This is a genomic window from Methylobacterium sp. Ger2507 (genome assembly GCF_055231875.1).
The window spans coordinates 4,973,583-4,995,846 of record NZ_JBUYVC010000001.1 but is presented as its reverse complement, the minus strand read 5'-3'; the positions used below and the strand labels follow the sequence as shown (position 1 = coordinate 4,995,846).

The 22,264-nt window shown below is 69.4% G+C and carries 14 protein-coding genes and 1 other RNA gene; 12 read left to right on the top strand and 3 right to left on the bottom strand.

The window, feature by feature from the left end; genetic code table 11:
- The first annotated feature begins 3 nt into the window (after positions 1-3).
- Positions 4-2,934 (top strand): bifunctional [glutamine synthetase] adenylyltransferase/[glutamine synthetase]-adenylyl-L-tyrosine phosphorylase, encoded by a 2,931-nt coding sequence (locus ACV7NL_RS23020; protein ID WP_463356982.1) that lies wholly within the window; start codon positions 4-6, stop codon positions 2,932-2,934.
- A 22-nt stretch (positions 2,935-2,956) separates the two neighbouring features.
- Here ACV7NL_RS23020 and ACV7NL_RS23015 read toward each other — a convergent pair whose 3' ends face one another.
- Complete coding sequence (locus ACV7NL_RS23015) at positions 2,957-5,347, bottom strand: PAS domain-containing sensor histidine kinase (protein ID WP_056188682.1); 2,391 nt, start codon at positions 5,345-5,347, stop codon at positions 2,957-2,959.
- Positions 5,348-5,540: 193 nt separating this feature from the next.
- Complete coding sequence (gene pepN, locus ACV7NL_RS23010) at positions 5,541-8,171, bottom strand: aminopeptidase N (RefSeq protein ID WP_463356981.1); 2,631 nt, start codon at positions 8,169-8,171, stop codon at positions 5,541-5,543.
- A gap of 129 nt (positions 8,172-8,300) precedes the next feature.
- Here pepN and gloA point away from each other — a divergent pair, with 129 nt between their 5' ends.
- Positions 8,301-8,741: a lactoylglutathione lyase gene (gene gloA, locus ACV7NL_RS23005; protein ID WP_056188675.1), complete on the top strand. Its 441-nt coding sequence runs from the start codon at positions 8,301-8,303 to the stop codon at positions 8,739-8,741.
- Between the two features lie 81 nt (positions 8,742-8,822).
- Here gloA and ACV7NL_RS23000 read toward each other — a convergent pair whose 3' ends face one another.
- On the bottom strand, positions 8,823-8,990 hold the full coding sequence (locus ACV7NL_RS23000) for a hypothetical protein (protein ID WP_200935899.1): 168 nt from the start codon (positions 8,988-8,990) through the stop codon (positions 8,823-8,825).
- Between the two features lie 258 nt (positions 8,991-9,248).
- On the opposite strand from ACV7NL_RS23000, the gene rnpB reads away from it, so the two are divergent.
- From rnpB to murD, 10 genes are all read left to right on the top strand, one after another.
- Positions 9,249-9,659: RNase P RNA component class A (gene rnpB / locus ACV7NL_RS22995), an RNA gene on the top strand.
- Between the two features lie 512 nt (positions 9,660-10,171).
- Positions 10,172-11,161 carry a cytochrome-c peroxidase gene (locus ACV7NL_RS22990; protein ID WP_463357201.1) on the top strand — a complete coding sequence of 330 codons (990 nt, stop codon included), beginning with the start codon at positions 10,172-10,174 and terminating at the stop codon, positions 11,159-11,161.
- 48 nt (positions 11,162-11,209) lie between these two features.
- Entirely contained in the window at positions 11,210-12,871 is a 1,662-nt protein-coding gene (locus ACV7NL_RS22985) for a methyl-accepting chemotaxis protein (RefSeq protein ID WP_463356980.1), read from the top strand.
- 435 nt (positions 12,872-13,306) lie between these two features.
- Positions 13,307-14,365 carry a 16S rRNA (cytosine(1402)-N(4))-methyltransferase RsmH gene (gene rsmH, locus ACV7NL_RS22980; protein ID WP_056188669.1) on the top strand — a complete coding sequence of 353 codons (1,059 nt, stop codon included), beginning with the start codon at positions 13,307-13,309 and terminating at the stop codon, positions 14,363-14,365.
- Positions 14,362-14,790 carry a cell division protein FtsL gene (gene ftsL, locus ACV7NL_RS22975; RefSeq protein ID WP_056188666.1) on the top strand — a complete coding sequence of 143 codons (429 nt, stop codon included), beginning with the start codon at positions 14,362-14,364 and terminating at the stop codon, positions 14,788-14,790. Before rsmH ends, ftsL begins: the two co-directional genes overlap by 4 nt.
- A 77-nt stretch (positions 14,791-14,867) precedes the next feature.
- Complete coding sequence (locus ACV7NL_RS22970; RefSeq protein WP_156634297.1) at positions 14,868-16,706, top strand: peptidoglycan D,D-transpeptidase FtsI family protein; 1,839 nt, start codon at positions 14,868-14,870, stop codon at positions 16,704-16,706.
- Complete coding sequence (locus tag ACV7NL_RS22965; RefSeq protein WP_056188664.1) at positions 16,703-18,181, top strand: UDP-N-acetylmuramoyl-L-alanyl-D-glutamate--2,6-diaminopimelate ligase; 1,479 nt, start codon at positions 16,703-16,705, stop codon at positions 18,179-18,181. The genes ACV7NL_RS22970 and ACV7NL_RS22965 overlap by 4 nt, the downstream gene beginning before the upstream one ends.
- Positions 18,178-19,650 (top strand): UDP-N-acetylmuramoylalanyl-D-glutamyl-2,6-diaminopimelate--D-alanyl-D-alanine ligase, encoded by a 1,473-nt coding sequence (locus ACV7NL_RS22960; protein ID WP_463356979.1) that lies wholly within the window; start codon positions 18,178-18,180, stop codon positions 19,648-19,650. Before ACV7NL_RS22965 ends, ACV7NL_RS22960 begins: the two co-directional genes overlap by 4 nt.
- Before the next feature lie 83 nt (positions 19,651-19,733).
- Positions 19,734-20,819, top strand: a complete 1,086-nt coding sequence (gene mraY, locus ACV7NL_RS22955) for a phospho-N-acetylmuramoyl-pentapeptide-transferase (protein WP_056188657.1) — start codon at positions 19,734-19,736, stop codon at positions 20,817-20,819.
- Positions 20,820-20,824: 5 nt separating this feature from the next.
- On the top strand, positions 20,825-22,186 hold the full coding sequence (murD, locus tag ACV7NL_RS22950; protein WP_463356978.1) for a UDP-N-acetylmuramoyl-L-alanine--D-glutamate ligase: 1,362 nt from the start codon (positions 20,825-20,827) through the stop codon (positions 22,184-22,186).
- Positions 22,187-22,264 lie beyond the last annotated feature (78 nt).

The following is a 22,264-nucleotide window of genomic DNA, read 5'->3' as shown; positions in this document are numbered from 1 at the left end:
GGCATGTCGCAGGGGGCCAGCACGCCGAGGGGCACCCTTCGGGCGCGTCTTACGGCCGCGCCGGTGCTGTCCGATCCCGAAAGTGCGGCCGCTCGGCTGGCCGATCTGGAGTCCACGCTTCCAGCCGGGTGCCTCGATGCCCCCTTACGGGCGCTGCTGGCGGGACTGGCCGACCACGCGCCGTTCCTCTGGCAACTCGTGCTGCGGGAGCCGGACCGCTTCGCCGCCCTGGTCGAGGCGGAGCCCGATGCGTCCCTCGCGGCGATCGTGGCGCGCCAGCGGGTGGCGGGGCGGAGCGGCGGTCTCGACGCCGTCGCGAAGGCCTTGCGGCGGAACCGGGCGGAGCATGCCCTGCTGGTGGCGCTCTGCGATATTGGCGGTCTGTGGCCCCTGGCGAACGTGACCCAGGCCCTGTCCGACTTCGCCGATGCCTCGGTCCTGGCCGCCGCCGACGCGATGCTGCTGCAGGCCGCGGCGGCGGGGCGTTTCCTGCCGCGCGATCCGGACGATCCGCAAGTGGGCTCGGGCCTCATCGTCCTGGCGCTCGGCAAGCACGGCGCGGGCGAGCTTAATTATTCCAGCGACATCGACCTCGTGGTGTTCTTCGATCCTGAGGTGGCGCCCCTGAAGGCGGACCTGCCGCCGACGCCGTTCTTCACCAAGCTGGCGCAGGGCATGGCCAAGCTGCTGCAGGAGCGGACCGCCGACGGCTACGTCCACCGCGTCGATTACCGCCTGCGTCCGGACCCCAGTTCGACGCCGGCGGCGCTCTCGCTGAACGCAGCCTACGTCTATTACGAGAATCTCGGGCAGAATTGGGAGCGGGCCGCCTACATCAAGGCGCGCGCTATCGCGGGCGATATCCCGGCGGGCGAGACCTTCCTGGCCAACCTGCGCCCCTTCGTCTGGCGCAAGTATTTCGACTTCGCCTCCATCGCCGACGTGCACGCGATGAAGCGCCAGATCCATGCCGTGCGCGGCCACGACACGATCGCGGTGGCGGGCCACGACATCAAGCTCGGGCGCGGCGGCATCCGGGAGATCGAATTCTTCGTCCAGACCCAGCAACTGGTCTTCGGCGGACGTCGACCGGAACTGCGTGGCCGTCGCACCGTCGCGATGCTCGACGGCCTGACCCGGGACGGCTGGATCGACGCGACCGCCCGCGACGATCTTACGGCGGCCTACGACTTCTTGCGCACGATCGAGCACCGGCTCCAGATGCTGCGGGACGAGCAGACCCAGCGCCTGCCCGCCGACACCGACGAACTCGACCGGTTCGCCCGCTTCGCCGGTTTCGCGACGCGCGAGGCTTTCGAGGCGGCGCTGCTTCACCACGCCCGCCGGGTCCAGGGCCATTACGCGCTGCTGTTCGAGGCTGAGCCCGACCTTTCCTCCGACGTGGGCGATCTCGTCTTCAGCGGGACGGGGGACGACCCGGCCACCCTCGCAACCCTGCGCAAACTCGGGTTTCGCGAGCCCGAGCGCGCGGTGGAGACCGTGCGCGGCTGGCATTTCGGGCGGCGCCCCGCCGTGCGCACGCCGCGCGCGCGCGAAGTGCTAACGGAGTTGGTCCCGGCCCTGATGCAGGCGCTTGGTGGCACGGCGCATCCCGATACGGCCCTCGACACCCTCGACCGGGCCTTCGCCCGGATGCCGGCGGCCCTCGAACTCCTGACGATCCTACGCTCGAACGAGCGACTTCGGCTGCTCTTCGCCGATCTCCTCGGTACGGCCCCGCGCCTCGCCGAGACCGTGGCGTTCAGCCCCCATGTTCTCGATGCGGTGATCGATCGCGATTTCGCCGAGGCCGAAACGGATGCCGGTGCCCTGGCGACGCAGTTCCGGGCGCGCCTGGGCAATCCGACCGATCATGAGGATTTCCTGGACCGGAGCCGCGACGCGGCGCGCCAATTACGCTTCCTCACCGGCGCGCGCCTGCTCTCGGGCGTCCTTTCTCCGGAAGAAGCCGGTCGCGCCTTCGCGGGCATTGCCGACGCGGTGATCGCCGCCACGGTGGAGCGCGTCTCCGCGGGCTTCTTCGCCGAGCACGGTGCGGTGCCGCAGGGGCGCTTCGCGGTCCTCGGTCTCGGCCGGCTCGGCTCGCGCCAGCTCACGGCCGATTCCGATCTCGATCTCGTGCTGGTCTATGATTTCGATTCCACCGACCGGATGAGTGCCGGGCCGAGGCCTCTGGACGCGGCGGTGGCCTACAACCGCCTGGCCCAGCGCATCGTCGCCGCCCTCACGGTGCCGACCCGCCGCGGGCATCTTTATGAGGTCGACCTGCGCCTGCGGCCCGGCGGTGGCCAGGGACCGGTGGCCGTGCAGTGGCGTGGCTTCCGAACCTATCAGGCCGAAGACGCCGAACTCTGGGAGCACATGGCTCTGACCCGGGCGCGTGTCATCGTCGGCGATGCGAGCCTCACGGACGATCTCGACGGGGAGATCCGCGCCCTCGTGAGCCGTCCGAGGCTGGCGGCCGAAGTCCATCGCGCGGTCCGGGACATGCGCCGCCTCGTGGAGGCGGAAAAGGGTCATCGGGGGGCCCTCGACCTCAAGCTCGCCCCCGGCGGTCTGCTCGATCTCGACTTCCTGGCCCAGGCCCTCGTGCTCGGGCAGGCGCATGCGACGCCGGATCTCATCGGACTCGGGGCCTGCGCGGTGTTCAGCCGCGCGGCCGATCACGGCCTGCTTCGACGATCGGACGCCGACCGGCTCGCGGAGGCCTACCGCCAGTTCGACGATGTCCTGCACTGGCAGAGACTGATGGTCGAAGGCGATCCGGCCGAGGCCGCGCCGGTGGCCCTGTCGCGACTGGCGGTGGCGATGGGGGCGCCCGATGCAGCGCGACTGGTCGCAGCCCTGGACGAGACTCGCGCCGAGGTGCGCGCCCTCTTCGACCGTCTGCTCGGTGCCGGCGCGGCGGACTGATCCGCCCACTCGACCGCAGCGGTCAGATCTGCTCGGCCTGGGGCTCCATGCGCCGGGCGGTGGCACCGGCCGCGTCGCGCAGGGAGGCGACGGTCTCCTGGGCAGCTTCGATCGACAGGCTCCGCAGGTGCTCCGGCGTCGGGATGGGCATCCGGACCAGCACGATGGTGCCGAGACCTTCCTGGGAGCGGATGCGCAGGCCGCCGCCGTGCAGCTCAGCCATGGAGCGTGCGATGGCAAGGCCGAGCCCGGAGCCCTTGTGGCTGCGGGTGAGATTGGTCTCGACCTGCTGGAACGGCGCGCCGAGGCGGCTCAGGTGGGTCTTGGGGATGCCGATGCCGGTATCCTCCACGAAGATGTGGACGTGGTCGCCGGCGGGACGCGCCTTGATGATGATCCGGCCGTCGCCGGCCGGCGTGAATTTCACTGCGTTCTGCACGAGGTTCGTGAGGATCTGGTGCAGGGCACGCTCGTCGGCCAGCACCGTCAGTGCCTCGACCACGTCGACGCAGACGGTCAGAGACTTGGCCCGGGCGGCGTCGCCGACCAGCTTCAGGGTGCCCTCGATGGCGCCCGCGACCGCGATCTCGCGTGGGGCGAGCTTCACCGTCTGCGCCTCGATGCGCGACATGTTGAGGATGTCGTCGATGACCGAGAGCAGGTAGTCGCCGCTCGACCGGATGTCGCGGCAGTAATCGGTGTAGCGCGGCGAGCCGAGGGTGCCATAGACCTCGCTCTCCATCAGCTCGGCGAAGCCCATGATGGCGTTGAGCGGCGTGCGCAGCTCGTGGCTCATATTGGCCAGGAACTCGGACTTCGCCTGGTTGGCGCCCTCCGCTTGGGCCTTCTGGTCGAGGTAGCGCTCCGCGAGATCGGCGAGCTGCTGGGTCTGGAGTTCGAGGGTGCGGCGCGAGCGCTTGAGGTCGCGAACCGTCTCGATCAGCTCGCGCTCCGACTGGACGAGCTGTTCCTGGTGGCGCTTCAGGTTGGTGATGTCGGTGCCGACCGAGACGTAGCCGCCGTCCTTGGTGCGACGTTCGCTGATCTGGAGCCAGCGCCCATCGGTCAGTTCGGCCTCGAAGGTGCGGGCGGTGGCGCCGCTCGGCTCGAGGTCGCGCAATTCCCGCCGCACCGGGGGCAGCACGCCCCGGCCCATGATCTCGGCGTAGCGCTTGCCCGGCGTGGCGTCCTCGGAGCTGAGCGCGTGCAGGTGGCGGAATTTCGAGTTGCAGAGGACGAGGCGGTTGCCGGTATCCCACAGCACGAAGGCCTCGGAGATCGCCTCGACGGCGTCACGCAGGCGCATGTCGGCGGTGGCGTTCAGCTCGGCGAGGTTGCGCTGCTCGGTGACGTCGAGGGCGATGCCGACGAGGTGGCGTCCGCCGTCGATGGTATCGGGCACGATCTCGGCCCGCATCCGCATCCAGACCCAGTTTCCGTTGGCGCCGCGGACCCGGAACTCGTGGTCGACGGTCGACTGGCTGGCGGCGAGGTGCCGGGCGAGGCTGTAGAGGTCGCCGTCGTCGGGATGCACGAGGGCGTTGACGTCGCCGAAGGAGAGAAATTCCCGCTCGCGGTGGTAGCCCAGCAGGGCGTACATCGAATCCGACCAGTAGATGCGCCCACGTGGGATATCCCAGTCCCACAGGCCGCATCGGCCGCGCCCGAGGGCCGTATCGAGGCGCTGCTTGATCTCCTCGCAGACCCGGTCGACGGCGTGGGCCCGGCGCGTCTGCAAGGCGTAGGCGATGCCGGTCCCGATGATCACCAGGGCGGCGGCCCCGAGCAGGATCGCCTGGTTGCGCATGCGCAGGGTCCAGGCGGCGGTGATGCCGGTGAGAGGTTGCAGCACCGCCACCTGGCCGCGCCCGCCCGGCAGGCTGCGCAGGGCCGCGATCACCACCGAACCGTCAGACAGGGTCACGGTCATCACGCCGGCGCTCTCGCCGAGGGTGCTGAGGGCCTGCATCTCGCCGAGATGCTCGGTGAGCGTCCGCCTCGGGCCGGGGAGGGGCGGATTCGCCGCCACGATGACGTCGTTGGGGGAAATCAGCAGGATCTGGCGCCCGGCATGGAGCAGGCCCGGCGGCAGCAGGGCGCCGAGATTGCGATGGGCCTCGTTCGCCTTGGCCTCGCCGTCGATGTCGATGTTCGCGAAGGCTGCCGCGGCGAGCCGGGTCACCGCCTCCACGTCGGTGGTCGCCGCGCGGATCACTTCCGCCCGCTGCGCCTGGAGCAGCATGGCCGCCACGGCGCCGAAGCAGATCAGGAATGTGGCGAACAGCGCCGGCAGGGCGAAGCGCAGCCAGGTCTCCGCACGGACGAACCGGACATGCGCGGCGTGTTGGGGCCGGTGGATGCCGAGAATCGTATCCGCACGCGCGGAGAGGGAAGCGGAATCCGCCTCCAGCATGAACGAACTCCGCAATTGGGATTGTCTGGCCTGGAGCGCGGATCAACCCGCGTTCCGAATCGTATACGATTCAACATTTCCGCCGGGGGTTTGTCCACGCGTTTTTTCCGGCCACGCTTGACTCCCCGCGCGAATCGAAGCGCGGAAATCCGTCTCCGATCCGTCTGAAAAACTGATTCCCGCCAAACACTTGCTAGCCGGCAAGCGTCCGCTGGAGGATGTCCGAAACGTCCCGTGACAGACCCGCAACACCCTGAATTTTCGTCAGCGCGGCCTTTGCCCGGTCGCGGCGTTCCGGCTCCATCATCCGCCACGATCCAAAAGCCGTCAGCAGGCGTGCGGCCACCTGCGGGTTGGTCGAATCGAGTGCCAGAACCGCGTCTGCCACAAGAGCATAGCCGGTGCCGTCCGGCCGGTTGAACTGAGTCGGATTTGCCATCCCGAAACTACCGATCAGGGACCGGACGCGGTTGGGATTGGTCATGGTGAAGGCCGGATGCTCCTGGAGCCGGCGGATGCGCTCCGGCGTGCCCTCGTCGGGAATCGTCGCCTGGATCGCCAGCCACTTGTCGAGGACCAGGGGCTCCGACCGGTAATCCGTGGCGAAACGCTCGAGCGCATCCTCGCGGGCCGGGCCGGAGACCTGGGCCAGGACCGCCAGGGCCGCGAGACGATCGGTCATCGTGGTGGCGGCCTCCATCTGGGCGAGGGCGAGACCGGTCGCGGCCTCGGGATCGGCCGCCGACATCAGGTCGAGGGCGGCGTTGCGCAACGCCCGCCGCCCGGCTGCCGCCGCATCGGGGCTGAAGGGCATGCCCGCCGGCTCGGCAAGCGCTTCGCGCAGGCCGGCGAGCCGGTCGCGAAGGCACGCTCCGAGGTGCCGCCGCAGGGCATGGCGTGCGCGATGGATCGCGTCCGGATCGATGTCCGCCGCGATCTCGTTGGCCACGTCGGCCTCGCTCGGCAGAGCGAGGATCAGGGCGGCGAAGGCCGGATCGGACAGGGCCTCGGCGTCGAGGAAGGCGGTGAGCGCGGTGCCGAGGCCCTCGGCGCCGGCGTCGGAGACCGTGCCCGAGCGCGATCCCTGGATCAGCAGCCGCATGGCCACGCCCTGGGCCGCCTGCCAGCGGTTGAACGCATCCGGGTCGTGGCGCAACAGGGTCAGCGAATCGGCATCGGTCATCTCGATCTCGACCCGGACCGGGGCGGAGAAGCCGCGGAACAGCGACGGCACCGGGCGTTCGCCGACGTTCGTGACGACGAGGGTGTCGGTGTGCCGTTCGAGCACGAACACGCCGTCCTCCATCCGGTCGCTCCGCGCCGCGACGAGGGGACCGTCCGGCCCGACGAGGCCGAGCCGGATCGGAATCACCAGGGGCGGGCTGTCGGACGCGCCCGGCAGGCTCTGCCGAAAGTCCAGGCGGTAGGTCCGGGCCTGCGGATCGTAATGCGCCTGCACCGCGACGCGCGGCGTGCCGGGGCGTTCGTACCAGCGCGCAAAGGCGCTGAGATCGCGCCCGGAGGTCGCCGCGAAAGCGGCGAGGAAATCCTCCACCGTGGCGGCCGTGCCGTCGTTGTCGGTGAAGTAGCGGTCCATCCCGGCCCGGAAGGCTTGCGCGCCCAGGAGCGTGCGCAGCATCCGTACGATCTCGGCGCCCTTCTCGTAGACCGTGGCCGTGTAGAAGTTGTTGATCTCGGTGTACTGCCTCGGCCGAACCGGATGGGCGAGGGGACCGGCATCCTCGGGGAACTGCCGGGCGCGCAGGGTGCGGACCTCGCCGATGCGATGGACGGCGCGCGAGCGCATGTCGGAGGAGAATTCCTGGTCGCGGAAGACCGTCAGGCCCTCCTTGAGGCAGAGCTGGAACCAGTCCCGGCAGGTGATGCGATTGCCGGTCCAGTTGTGGAAATACTCGTGCGCGATGATCGCCTCGATGGCCGCGTAATCCGCATCCGTCGCGGTCTCGGGCGAGGCGAGCACGTAGCGGTCGTTGAAGATGTTGAGGCCCTTGTTCTCCATCGCTCCCATGTTGAAGTCGGAGACGGCGACGACGTTGAATACGTCGAGGTCGTAGGCGCGGCCGAAGGCGGTCTCGTCCCAGGCCATCGAGCGCGCGACCGCGTCGAGGGCGTAATCGGCACGGTCGGCCTTGCCGGGTTCGACGTAGACGGCGAGTTCGACAATGCGGCCCTCGCTGGTGGTGAAGGGGCGCCGCACCAGATCGAGGCGCCCGCCCACGAGAGCGAAGAGATAGGCCGGCTTCGGGTGCGGATCGTGCCAAATCGCGAAGTGGCGCCCGGGACCGGCCTCGCCGCGCTCCACCGGGTTGCCGTTGCCGAGGAGCACCGGCGCCTCGTCGCGGTCGGCCTCGATCCGGGTGGTGTAGACCGCCATCACGTCCGGCCGGTCGAGGAAATAGGTGATCCGGCGGAAGCCGTCGGCCTCGCACTGGGTGCAGTAGACGCCGTTGGAGCGATACAGCCCCATCAACTTGGTGTTGGCCGTGGGATCGACCCGTGTGGCGATGCTGAGGGTGAACGGGCCGGCCGGGGGATGCACCAGCGTGAGGCTCGACGGGGTGAGGCTGTAGGCCTCGGGCGGAAGGGGCTGGCCGTCCAGGGCGAGGCCGACGAGGGTCAGGTCCTCGCCATCGAGCACCAGGGGCGCCCCGGGCCGCCCGGCCGGATTGGGATGGAGGGTCAGTTCAGCCCGCACCGTCGTCGCGCTCGGGTGGAGCGCCACGTCGAGAGCCACCGTCCCGATCAGGTAGTCGCTCGGGCGGTAATCCTCCAGGCGGATCGGGATGGGCGTTTCGGTGCGCATGCGGGGTCCTTCGGCTGCGGCGCCACTGTGCGGGCGGGGCGGCGCCGGCGCAACGCGCCGTCTGACAGGCGCGTTGACGCGCACCCACCTGGGGCCACATAGGCGCTATTCCTCGGAGAGCACCAACCCATGCGATTCCTTCACACCATGGTCCGCGTCGCCGACCTCGACCGCGCCCTCGACTTCTACGTCAACACCTTCGGGCTTCAGGAGGTGCGCCGCGTCGACAACGAGAAAGGCCGCTTCACCCTGGTCTTCCTGGCGGCCCCCGACGATGCCGGCACCGCCAAGGAGACCCAGGCCCCGGTCATCGAGCTGACCCATAACTGGGACCCCGAGACCTATTCGGGTGGCCGCAACTTCGGGCATCTCGCCTACGAGGTCGATGACATCTACGCCTTCTGCGCCAAGCTGCAGGCTGCCGGAATCACGATCAACCGCCCGCCGCGCGACGGCAACATGGCCTTCGTGAAGTCCCCCGACGGCATCTCGATCGAGCTGCTGCAGAAGGGGCCGGCCAAGCCGCCGCAGGAGCCCTGGTCCTCGATGGAAAACACCGGCACCTGGTAAGCTTCCAGCCTCCGACCGTGAGGGTTTGCAATCGCGAGAGCCGCCTGCACCGAAAGGTGCGGGCGGCTCTCGACCTTCGAATCAAGGCTCGGGCACGGGTGTGATGCCGAGTTGGCTGAGCTTGGCCGTCACGGTCTCGATCGGCCGACGCAGCTTCAGGCTCATCACCGAGACGGGGATGCCCTCGCGCGCCATCGCGGTGAGTTGCTGGACGGATTCGAGCGTCCAGGCCGTGTCGTTCGTCGCCATCGCTTCCTCCTGTTCCGAACGTCGTCTGCGGTGCGGGTCTGCCCGCCTCGCCCTTCGAGACGTGGCACTGACGAGGATGTGGACAAGGGGGCGGGCAAAGGGGCGGGCGAGCGGGCGGGCAAGTCCTCCTTCGAGATGCCAGCAAGCCGGGCGCCGGAAATCTCGCACCCCCGTGCGGAACATCGCGCCGGAAGTCCCCCGCGCCTTCTCACTCGGGCCTTGACCCTCGGCCCGCGCCCGGCGCACACCCGCGCCGGATCAGTCGGCCGGGCGGCCGCTCCGGGCCTCAGGCCCGGGGAGGAAAGTCCGGGCTCCATGGAGAGACGGTGCCGGATAACGTCCGGCGGGGGCGACCCCAGGGACAGTGCCACAGAGAGCAGACCGCCACGGATTGGCGTGAGTCGATCCGCGGTAAGGGTGAAAGGGTGCGGTAAGAGCGCACCGCGGACGCGGCAACGCGGACGGCACGGCAAACCCCACCGGGAGCAAAACCGAATAGGGGCGACACGGCGGGCCTCGCGGCCCGTTCAGGCCCTCTCTCCAGGCTCGTCGCCCGGGTTGGTTGCTCGAGGCGGTCGGTAACGATCGTCCCAGAGGAATGGCCGCCACGTTCGGATGCCGTCAGGCGTCCGGGCCCTACAGAACCCGGCTTAAAGGCCGACTGATCCACCTCGCGCTTTCGGGAGCTGCCCAAGAGGATACCGGCATGTCCGGGCTGCCGCGTCAAAATGCGCCGGACCGATTTCATGCGTGACGGCCGGGGTTCCGCCTCCGGGATCGTTCGTGCTCCGAGCCGGCGCAAGCATTTGGACGCCATGCCGTAAGTTATCGGACCGAATCCTTGGCGGAAATTTCGGTTTCAGATCAAGAACGAACCCTTCGAGCCGGATGACTAAGGATTTCGATCGGATACGATCGCGCCAGAACGCCTGGCATCCGAAATTGTCTTCCTGACCCAACGAAGGACTTGTTTCGGAAGTGCCAGAGACAGATGGAAAACATGGAATGAAGATCCGTCGTCCTTCAATTACATGGCGGAATCTATTGGTTTTATAAAATATTCAGGCAAAGAAATATTTAATTCAATTCCCGTATTTGGGCTTCCTCAAGTCGAGATTTGTTTCTTTCGACTATTGGCGGAACCGGTCCGAGGTTAGGCAATGGCTTTTCTGCGCGGGGTGATGATGCTGGCCGTCGGCATGGTGTTGTATGCGGGCGACGGAGCGACTTCGGCAGAATTGGACGATCTCAAAGCGCGTTACAAACGTCCGACCGCGATCCCGTTTCCGGAGGCCGCGCCCTATTCGCCGCAATTGGCGACGCTGGGCAAGATGCTGTTCTTCGATCCTCGTTTGAGCGGCAAGCAGAACCTGAGCTGTGCCAGCTGCCACAATCCCTCCTTCGGCTTCGAGGTCCCGGTCGCCGGTGCCATCGGGGCGACCAACACGCCGCTGGGCCGCAAGGCCCCGACCGTGCTGAACGCCGCCTGGATTCCGACCCTGTTCTGGGACGGGCGCGCGCCGGACCTCGAGACGCAGGCGATGGGGCCGATCACCGCGGATGCGGAGATGGACGGCAAGTTTCCCGAGATCATCGCCCGCCTGAAGGGCACGCCGGAATACGCGGCCTGGTTCGCCAAACTGTTTCCCGGCAAGGGCGTGACACAGGAGGCGATCCTCACCGCGATCGCGACCTATGAGCGGACGGTTGTGTCCGGGTGGGCCCCGTTCGACCGCTGGGTGGACGGCGATGAGGCGGCGATGGCGCCAGCCGCGCAACGGGGCTTCGCGCTGTTCAACGGGAAAGCCGGTTGCGCCGGCTGCCACACCGGCTGGAACTTCACCGACAACCAGTTCCACGACCTCGGCCTCCCGACCAAGGATATCGGGCGCGCGGCCTTCGAACCGGATGCGCCCCTGGCGCGCCATGCCTTCAAGACGCCGGGCCTGCGCAACCTGACCTACCGCGCCCCCTTCGGCCATGCCGGCCAGTTCGCCAACCTGGAGTCGATCGTCGACTTCTACGAGACCGGAGGCATCGTCCGCCCGTCGAAGTCGCCGCTGATGAAGCCCCTCCGGCTGGCGCCGGAGGAGCGCGCCGACCTGATCGCGTTCCTACGTTCCCTCACTGCGGAGCAGACCCGGACGGCGCTGCCGAATCTTCCGAACTGAAACCTGCCGAACGGCGCCTGAACCAAGTCCGATACGAGAGCCACCGCGATGTCGATCCGCTACACGATCCTGCTTCCGCTCCTCGGCTTCATGCTCCTGGCCGGTCTTCTCTCCGGCGTGACCGGCTGGGTCGGCCTCGGAGCGGTCGGCGACCTGTCCCTGCTCGGCTCGCGCACCACCGAGACCAACGAGGCGAGCCGCATCGCGCGTGACCGCTTCAACCGCGCCGAGGATCTGATCGCCCGCGTCAGCGCCATGACCGATCTGGTCGACATGGGCCCGATCAACCGCGAGTTCACAGCGGCGAGTGATCAGATCATGGCTCTCCTGGGCCGGCTCGAGGCTCTGGCCCAGTCCGATCGGATGCTGATCCTGGCCCGCAGCGCCCAGGCCGAGGCCCGGCAATGGCGCGCCGATGCGGAAGTCCTGCTCGGCCTCCGGCCCTCCGCCCAAGTCCCGACTCTGGAGCGGATGGCACAGGAGAACCAGCGCCTGCGGCAGCGTTTCGACGAGGCCGTCGCGCTGGCCGCCGAGGATGCGCGCGCCCAGATCCAGGCCACGCATGCCGGCACGGTCTGGAAGATCTGGGCCATGCTCGGCCTCGTCGGCGGCGTCGTCTTCGTCGGCTCCGGCACCGCGTGGTGGCTGGCCGGAACGCTGGCCCGTCCGCTGGAGCGCCTCACCGAGGACACCACCCGCCTCGCCAACGGCGACACCGACGTGGCCCTGGCGGCGACCCGGCGCCGGGACGAGATCGGCGACATCGCCCGGGCGGTGATGGCCATCCGCGACATGTCCCTGGCGGACGCCGCCGAGCAGCTCCAGACCACCGAAGCGGCGCGGCTGCGCGAGGATCAGGCCCGGCGCACCCTGCTGCGCGACCTCGCCGACCGCTTCGAGCGCTCGGTGGGCGGCATCGTCACCCACGTGGCCGAGGCGGTCACCGGGCTGCAGTCGTCGTCGGACACTATGCGGAGCGCGGTCGAGGGCACCGCCCTGCGCTCCACCAGTGCGGCTGAGGCCGCGCGGCAGACGTCCGGCAATGTTACCGCCGTGGCGGCCGCCGCCGACCAGCTCGGCTCGACGGTGGGGGAGATCGGGCGGCAGGTCGATCAGGCCAGCGAGATCTCCGCCGCCGCCGTGCAGGCCGCATCCCGCACCGGCGCGACCATGGCGGCGCTCTCCGCCGCCGCGACCCGGATCGGCGACGTCGTCGGGCTGGTCTCGACCATCGCCGGCCAGACCAACCTCCTCGCCCTCAACGCCACCATCGAGGCGGCCCGCGCGGGCGAGACCGGCCGCGGCTTCGCCGTGGTGGCGGCGGAGGTGAAGGAGCTTGCCTCCCAGACCAGCCGCGCCACCGAGGAGATCCGTCAGCAGATCGGGGCGATCCAGGCCGCCACCGGCGGCGCCGCGCTGGCGATCGAGGAGATCACGTCCCAGATCCACGCGATGAGCGGCGTCACGACGAGCATCGCCGGCGCGGTCGAGGAGCAGGGGGCCACCACGCAGGAGATCATGCGCAGCATGATGCAGGCCTCCTCCGGCACCGACCGGGTGACAACCGACATCTCCGAGGTCGCCCGTTCGGCCGACGCTGCCGGCCAGGTCGCCCAGTCTGTGGCGACCGCCGCCGATGCTCTCGCAGGTCAGTCACGGACCCTGCGGGCCGAGATCGAGAACTTCCTCGGCAACGTCCGGGCGGCCTGATCGCGATTGCTTGGCGACGACGGCCGAAGCCGCGTCCTCCGCGCGAGAAGTTCTGCCGCCTCGACGCCGACATCGAGGCGCCGGCGCGCATCCCGGATGTGCCTTTGACGCCCGATCCTTACGCTCGGTTAACCTTGCTGAGGTCTGATCGACGCTGGCCGCTTCCCCTCGGCCAGGTTCGTTGACGGCGCTCAGAGGCCCATGGTACCCCGATTCATCCCGTCAACGGCGAATTTCGGATCGACGGACGCAGCCTGTCCCAGGCAGGCCGGTGTCCGCATGCGCGGTCGCGTCTCGCGTCGACCCGGAGACGCCCCGTCTCTCCGAGCCGCGCCTGCGTGCTCCAGCCCCGTGGAAGGGACGCATGCGCCGCTTCACTCCCGTCGATTTCCGGCTCCGCTTCGGAGCGCAACGGCGGCACGCCGAGGCCATCCGATGATGCGTGCTCCTCGCGAAGCGCGGGTCCCGCGCGCCCTCGACGGCGCGCCGCACGTCCCCGTCCTCCTCGGTGAGGTGCTGGCCGCCCTCGATCTGCCCGGCCGCAGCCTCGCCGTCGACGGCACCTTCGGGGCCGGCGGCTACACCCGCGCGATGCTGCAGGCCGACCCAGGCGTTCACGTTCTGGCGATCGACCGCGATCCGGGCGCGATCGCGGGCGGCGCCCCCCTGGTCGCCGAGGCGGCCGGACGCCTGACCCTGGTGCCGGGCCGTTTCGGCACCCTTGACGCCTGCGTGGAGGGCGCCGGCCATGCGCTGGCCGATGCCGTGGTCCTCGATATCGGCGTGTCGTCGATGCAGATCGACCAGCCGGAGCGCGGCTTCTCCTTCCGCAACGACGGCCCCCTCGACATGCGCATGGAGCGCGCAGGCCCGAGCGCGGCCGACCTCGTCAACGAGTCCGAGGAAGCCGACCTCGCCGACATCATCTTCCATTACGGCGAGGAGCGCCGCTCGCGCGCCGTCGCCCGGGCGATCATCGAGGCCCGCCGCAAGGGGCGCATCGAGACGACCGCGGCGCTGGCCGACATCGTCGCCAGCGTGGTCTGGGCCGATCCGGCGAGCGGCATCCATCCGGCGACCCGGACCTTCCAGGGCCTGCGCATCGCGGTGAACGACGAACTCGGCGAGCTGGTCCAGGCGCTGCACGCCGCCGAGCGCATCCTGCGGCCCGGTGGCCGCCTCGCGGTGGTGACCTTCCACTCGCTCGAAGACCGGATCGTGAAGCAGTTCTTCTCGGCCCGCAGCGGCCGGGCGGCTCAGGCCTCCCGCCACCTGCCGAGCCTGGAGGCCCCGGCGCCCCGGAGCTTCGGCGCCGTCACCAAGGGACCGGTCCTGCCGAGCTCGGCCGAGACCGCCGCCAATCCCCGGTCCCGCTCGGCCAAGCTGCGCGCGGTGGAGCGCACGGACGCGCCCGCGCCCGAACCCTTGGCGGCCATCGAGACCTTGGCGGCGCTACCGGCGCGGACGGGTCGGAGCGGAGGGGCACGCCGGTGATCCGTTTGCTCAACCTCATCGCGGTGCTCGGGCTGATCGGCTCGGCGATCTACGCCTACTCGATCAAGTACGACACCCTCTACCAGGCGGGACAGGTCTCGAAGGCCCAGACCCAGCTCAAGAAGGAGCGTCAGGCCATCGCGGTCCTGCGCGCCGAGTGGCAATTGCTGACGCGGCCGGACCGGCTTCAGGCAGCGGTCGATCGCTATCTCGCCCTCGAGCCCATCGGCACCGCCCATCTGGGGCGCCTGGCCGACCTGCCGGCGCGTCCCGATCGCGGCGACGAGATCGGGCGGCTCCTCGCTGCCACGGCGACGCCCAAGGAGAAGCCGGTGGCCGCTCGCGGGTCCGATGAGCCGCGCATCACCGGCAGCATCACGCCCCGCACCACCACGACCAGAACTCCGACCACGCCTTCGAGGTAGTGCCCGTGTCCGAAGTCCCGACTCACGACGCAGCCGAGTCGACCGGCGCGCCCGCCCGCGGGGAATCCGTCGCGTCCGTGGAAACCGTCGCCCCCCAGGGGCCGGCCTCCGCGCCGGGCGCCGCCCAGGTCGAACGGACGGTACTCGAGCCCGCGCCCGAGGCACCGGCCGCACCGCCGGTGTCGCGGGCCGAGTGGGTGCTCCGGCACGCGAAGGCGATGTTCCACCTCGCCATCGAGCGGTCCTATACCCGCGTCGGGCTCGTCGGTCTCGCCTTCGCGCTGGTGTTCGCCACCATCGCCGGGCGCCTGATTTTCGGGGCGGCCTTCCCGGAGCCCGATAACGGCGATCGCCGGATCGCGGCGGCCGCCACGACGGCGATCCGCCCCGACATCGTCGACCGCAACGGCGAGATCCTCGCCACGGATATCCGCACGGTCTCGATCTTCGCGGAACCGCGCAACATCTACGACAAGGACGAGGCGGTCGAACTGCTCACCGCCGTGCTTCCGCAGATCAACGCCACCGAGTTGCGCGCCAAGCTCTCCACCAAGAAGGGCTTCGTCTGGGTCAAGCGCGAGATCACCCCGAAGCAGCAGGCCGAGGTCCACCGTCTCGGCATCCCGGGCATCGGCTTCCTGCCCGACCACAAGCGCGTCTACCCGAACGGCGTCGCCGCCGCCCACATCCTCGGTGTGACCAACCTCGACAACATCGGCATCGCCGGCATCGAGAAGTACATCGACAACCAGGGCAACAAGGCGCTCAACGATTTCGGCCTCGTGGCGAAGCAGACCGACCTCGCGCCGGTCCAGCTTTCCATCGACCTGCGAGCGCAGTTCGCGGTGCGCGATGAACTCGCCTGGGGTCTGGAGCACTTCAAGGCCAAGGCCGCCGCCGGCATGATCCTCGACGTGCAGACCGGCGAGGTGATCGCGCTCGCCTCCCTGCCGGATTTCGACCCGAACGATCCGGCCGACGCGCTCAACCCCGACCGCATCAACCGCATGAACGTCGGCGTCTACGAGATGGGCTCGACCTTCAAGGCGATGACCCTCGCGATGGCGCTCGATTCCGGCAAGTACAACGTCAACTCCACCTTCGACACCCGTGGCGGCGTGCTGAACTGGGGCCGCCAGAAGATCCACGAGTATCACGGCACCAACCGCGTCATCACCATGCCGGAGGTGTTCACGCACTCGTCGAACATCGGCTCGGCCAAGATGGCGCTCGGCATCGGCGTGCCCGGCCACAAGGCCTTCCTGAAGAAGATGGGCCTGACCGACCGCATGCGGACGGAACTTCCCGAGAGCGCCGAACCGCTGGTGCCGCCGCGCTGGACCGAGATCAACACCATCACGATCGCGTTCGGCCACGGCCTCGCGGTGGCGCCGATCCAGGCGACGGCGGCGGTGGCGGCTATCGCCAATGGCGGCTTCCTGATGACGCCGACTTTCCTGAAGACCACGCAGGCGGACGCCATGGTGAAGGCCACCCGCGTGCTCAAGCCCGAGACCAGCGAGGCGATGCGCTTCATCATGCGCCTCAACGCCGTCGAGGGCTCGGCCAAGAAGGCGTCGATCCCGTACTACTTCGTGGGCGGCAAGACCGGCACCGCCGAGAAGGTCATTCACGGCCGCTACGTGAAGAACCGCCTGTTCACGACCTTCATGGCCGCTGCCCCGATGAACAACCCGAAATACCTCTTCGTCACCATCATGGACGAGCCGCAGGGCCTTCCGGAATCCGGCGGTTACGCGACGGCCGCCTGGAATTCCGGTGTCGTTACCGGCCGTGTGATCGAGCGGGTCGCGCCCATCCTCGGCCTGCCGCCGCAATTCGATCCGCCGGTCAAGCCCTTCCCCCTCATGGTGAAACTCGGCGCCTATCACGCGACGCAGGTGGACGGGCGATGAGCGGGCCGACCCTCGGCTCACTGTTTCCCGAGGCCGAGGCGGCCTTCGCCGGCCTACCCGTCTCCGGGTTGACGGCTGATTCGCGCAAGGTCGCGCCCGGCATGGTGTTCGTAGCCGTACCCGGCACCGTGGCGGATGGAAGGCGCTTCGTGGCGCAGGCCGCGCAAGCCGGTGCCGTGGCGGTGGTGAGCGAGGGCGCGCGGCCGGCCGATCTCGACGGAGCCGTGCCCTACATCGCCGTCGCCGATGTGCGGCGCAGCCTCGCACGCGCCGCCCGCGCCTTTTCGGGCCGGCAGCCGGCCCAGGTCGTCGCGGTGACCGGCACAAGTGGGAAGAGTTCGGTCACGGATTTCGTGCGCCAGATCCTGGCGCGCCTCGGCGTCGAGGCGGCGAGCCTCGGCACGGTCGGCATCGTCACCAGCCGCGGCGCGATCTATGGCTCGCTGACCACGCCCGATCCCGTCACGCTCCACGCCACCCTGGCGCAATTGGCCGATGACGGCATCGGATACCTCGCCATGGAGGCGTCCTCCCACGGCATCGAGCAGCGACGCCTCGACGGCGTCGATCTCGCGGCGGTGGGCTACACCAATCTCGGGCGCGATCATCTCGACTACCACGCCACCATCGAGGACTACCTCGCCGCCAAGCTCCGCCTGTTCACGACCCTGGCGCAGCCCGGCATCCCGGCAGTGATCAACCTCGACGGCGCCTATGCCGACGTGGTCGTGGCGTCCGCCGCCGCGCGTGGGCTCGACATTCACACCACCGGCACCAAGGGTGACACGGTGCGCCTCATCGCGGCCCGCACCGAAGGTTTTCATCAGCACCTCACCCTCCTGGCGCCGGGCACCAGCGGCGTTCTTGAGGAATACGGCGTCCGCCTGCCCCTCGTTGGCGGCTTCCAGGTGGAGAACGCGCTGCTCGCCGCCGGTCTCGTCCTGGCGACTCCGGCCGGTCAGGCGGATCGCCCCGGCGTCATCGCCGCCCTCGAACATCTCACCGGGGTTCCGGGCCGGATGGAGCGGATCGGCGAAGTCAGTGGCGGGCTCTGCCTCGTCGATTACGCCCACAAGCCCGAAGCGCTGGAGGGCGTGCTGACGGCGCTGCGCCCGTTCGCGACCGGGCGCCTGCGGGTGGTCTTCGGCTGCGGCGGCGATCGCGATACGGGCAAGCGCCCCATCATGGGCGCCATCGCGGCACGGATGGCGGACGCCGTCATCGTCACCGACGACAATCCCCGCAGCGAGAACCCGGCCGCGATCCGCGCCGCGATCCTGGCCGCTGCCCCGGGAGCGATCGAGATCGGCGACCGGGCCGAGGCGATCCGGACAGCCGTGCGGGCGCTCGCGCCCGGTGACGTGCTGGTGGTGGCCGGCAAGGGCCATGAAACCGGCCAGATCGTGGGGTCACAGGTTCTGCCCTTCTCGGACCACGACGTCCTCCGGGCTGCGATCGCGGAACGCTCACGATGACCCAACCGAACCCGCTCTGGACGCAGGACGCCTTGGAGGCCGCCACCGGCGGGACCGTGCACGGCGCGCCGAGGGCCATCACCGGCGCCTCCATCGACACCCGCACGCTGCAGCCGGGCGACTTGTTCTTCGCCATCAAGGGCGAGGCACGGGACGGGCACGATTTCGTCCGCGCCGCCCTTGAGCGCGGCGCCGGCGCGGCGGTGGTCGCCGCCGAACGCGCGCCGGACTTCGCCGGGGCCGGTCCCGTCCTGGCGGTTTCCGGCAAAGCGTCCGGCTCGGGTGACGATCCCGTTCTCGACGCCATGCGGGCCTTGGGGGCCGCCGCCCGGGCCCGCAGCCGGGCCGGCATCGTCGCGGTGACGGGGTCGGTCGGGAAGACCGGCACCAAGGAAGCGCTGCGTCACGTCCTGTCGGCGCAGGGAATGACCCACGCCTCCATCGCCTCCTACAACAACCACTGGGGCGTCCCTCTGACCTTGGCGCGGATGCCCGCCGATGCGCAGTTCGGCGTGTTCGAAATCGGCATGAACCATCCGGGCGAGATCGTGCCGCTGACCGCCATGGTGCAGCCGGACATCGCCCTGGTGACCACCGTCGAGCCCGTGCACATCGAACACTTCGCCTCGCTCTCGGCCATCGCCGACGCCAAGGGCGAGATCTTCTCCGGCCTGAAGGCCGGCGGCACTGCGATCATCAACCGCGACAATCCGAGCTATCCGCGCCTGCTCGCCCATGCCCAGGCCTCCCGCGCGGGTCGCGTCATCACCTTCGGCGAGCATCCGGAGGCGGATATTCGCGCTCAGCGCATCGTCCCGCGCCCCGACCTCTCGGTGGTGGACGCGGTGGTGATGGGCATCCCCGTCACCTATCAGCTCGGCACGCCCGGCCGGCACACGGCGATGAACTCGCTCGGCGTGATGGCGGTGGTGCATGCGCTGGGGGCCGATCTCGCCCTCGCCGCCCTGTCGCTCGCCGCCCTGCGGCCGCCGGTCGGTCGCGGCGAGCGCACCGCGCTGGCGATCGGGGCGGGCGAGGCCTTCCTGGTCGACGAGAGCTACAATGCCAATCCGGCCTCGATCCGCGCCGCGCTCGCGACGCTGTCGGCCATCGAGACCGGCCCGCGTGGACGCCGCATCGCCGTGCTGGGCGACATGCTCGAACTCGGACCCGAGGGCGAAGCCCATCACCGCGACTTGGCCGGACCGGTGGAAGCGGCCAAGGTCGACCTCGTCTTCACGGCCGGTCCGCTGATGCGCAACCTCTTCGAGGCGCTGCCGGTGAGCCGGCGCGGCGCCTGCGCGGCCACCTCCGCCGACCTGCTTGAATCCGTGCTCTCGACCCTGCGCCCCGGCGACGCCGTGATGGTGAAGGGCTCGAACAGCATCCGCATGGGCCGGATTGTGGAAGCGCTCAAAGCCCGTTACGCGAACGCCCTAGCCGAACCGCCTCACGCCGCCGCGCGCTGAGGCGACCTTCATCACGGCCGGGGAGGGGACGCGTACCCCGTGCCTTCGGCCGAGTTTCGAACTGAACCACGGCCGGGTGCTGGATGCTGTATCTCCTGTCGGACTTGAGCGGCACCGTCTCCGCCCTTAACGTCTTCCGCTACATCACCTTCCGTACCGGCGGCGCGCTGTTCACGGCGGGCCTGTTCGTGTTTTGGTTCGGGCCGCTGATCATTTCGCTGCTGCGTCTGCGCCAGGGCAAGGGCCAGCCGATCCGCGAGGACGGCCCCCAGTCGCACCTGCTGACGAAGCGCGGCACGCCCACCATGGGTGGCCTGATGATCCTGGCCGGCTGCGTCGTGGCGATCCTGCTCTGGGCCAATCCGCGCAACCATTATGTCTGGGTCACCCTGGCGGTGACCCTCGGCTTCGGCGCCATCGGCTTCTACGACGACTATCTCAAGGTGACGAAGCAGTCGCACAAGGGCTTCTCAGGCAAGTTCCGCCTCCTGCTGGAAGCGGGTATCGCCCTCGCGGCCTGTGTGCTGATCTCGGTCTACTCGGCCCCGACCCTGCAGAACCAGCTCGCCTTCCCGGTGTTCAAGGACGCGCTCCTGAACCTCGGCTGGTTCTACGTGCTGTTCGCCGCCTTCGTCATCGTGGGAACCGGCAATGCCGTGAACATGACCGACGGCCTCGACGGCCTCGCCATCGTGCCGGTGATGATCGCCTGCGGCACCTTCGGCGTCATCGCCTACCTCGTCGGCAACGTGTTCACGGCCGGCTACCTGCAGGTGAACTACGTGCGCGACACCGGCGAACTCGCGGTGGTCTGCGGCGCGGTGATCGGGGCGGGGCTCGGCTTCCTGTGGTTCAACGCGCCGCCCGCGCAGGTCTTCATGGGCGATACCGGCTCGCTGGCGCTCGGCGGTCTCCTCGGCACCATCGCGGTGGCCACCAAGCACGAGATCGTGCTGGCGATCGTGGGCGGCCTGTTCGTGCTCGAGATGATGTCGGTGATCATCCAGGTCGCGTCGTTCAAGCTCACGGGCAAGCGGGTCTTCCGCATGGCCCCAATCCACCACCATTTCGAGCAGAAGGGCTGGAAGGAGCCGCAGGTCGTGATCCGGTTCTGGATCATCGCCGTGATCTTGGCGCTGGCCGGCCTCGCCACTCTGAAGCTGCGCTGATCCGCATGACGCCCGTCACCACCTTCGCCGGCCGGAAGGTCGCCTTGTTCGGCCTCGGCGGCTCCGGCCTCGCCACCGTGCGCGCCCTGATCGCCGGGGGCGCCGACGTGCTCGCCTGGGACGATTCCCCGGAGAGCACGGCGCGGGCGCGCGACCAGGGCATCACCGTCTTCGACCTGAACGAGGCCGACTGGACCGGCTTCTCCGCCCTGATCCTCGCCCCCGGCGTGCCGCTGACCCACCCCGTTCCCCACTGGACCGTCACGAAGGCGCGCGAGGCCGGCATCCCGATCATCGGCGATATCGAGCTGTTCGTCCGGGAGCGCCGCGCCCTTGCGCCGGGCGCACCCTTCGTCGCCATCACGGGCACCAACGGCAAATCGACCACCACGGCGCTGATCGCCCACATCCTGACGGCGGCCGGCCGCGACGTGCAGATGGGCGGCAATATCGGCACCGCGATCCTGTCCCTGGCGCCGCCGGCGCCCGACCGCATCCACGTGATCGAGCTGTCCTCGTTCCAGATCGACCTGACGCCGAGCCTCGACCCGAGCCTCGGCATCCTCCTCAACATCACGCCGGACCACCTCGACCGCCACGGCACCTTGGCCGACTATGCGGCGATCAAGGCACGGCTGGTGGCGGGGGCAGACCGCGCCATCGTCGGGGTCGACGACGATCTCAGCCGGGCCATCGCGGACGCCCGGACGGGGCCTTGCGTCCGCATCCATGTCGGAATGCCGGATGCCGATTTCGACGGCCTGTCGGCCCGCGACGGAACGGTGTTCGATGCGGACGGCACCCCGATCGCGGACCTCAACGGCATTGGGTCCCTGCGCGGGGCGCACAATTGGCAGAATGCCGCTGTGGCGGCCGCCTGCGTCCGGGCTCTCGGAATCAGCGATGCCGAACTGGTGGCGGGTCTCCGGAGCTTCCCCGGTCTGCCCCACCGCATGGAAGAGGTCGGCCGGCGCGGGCGCGTGCTGTTCGTCAACGATTCGAAGGCCACCAACGCCGATTCCACCGAGAAGGCCCTGACCGCCTTCCACGACATCCACTGGATCCTCGGCGGCAAGGCCAAGGAGGGCGGCATCGCATCCCTGGCGCCGCTGTTCGGCCGCGTCGCCCACGCCTATCTGATCGGCGCGGCGAGCGACGCCTTCGCCGCCACCCTGGAGGGCCGGGTGCCCTACACCGCCTGCGGCACCCTCGCGGTCGCCACCGCGAAGGCGGCCGAGGCCGCTGCGGCGTCGAAGGCGGCCGAGCCCGTGGTCCTGCTCTCGCCGGCCTGCGCGTCCTACGACCAGTTCCGAAGCTTCGAGGATCGCGGGGATCGGTTCCGGGATCTGGTGCGCGCGCTGACCTGAGGACAACCGCTTCTCGAAATCTCAATCATTCCCGCGCCTGATGGAGAGCAGGTAGCGCGCGCTCGCCCCGTCGGCGGC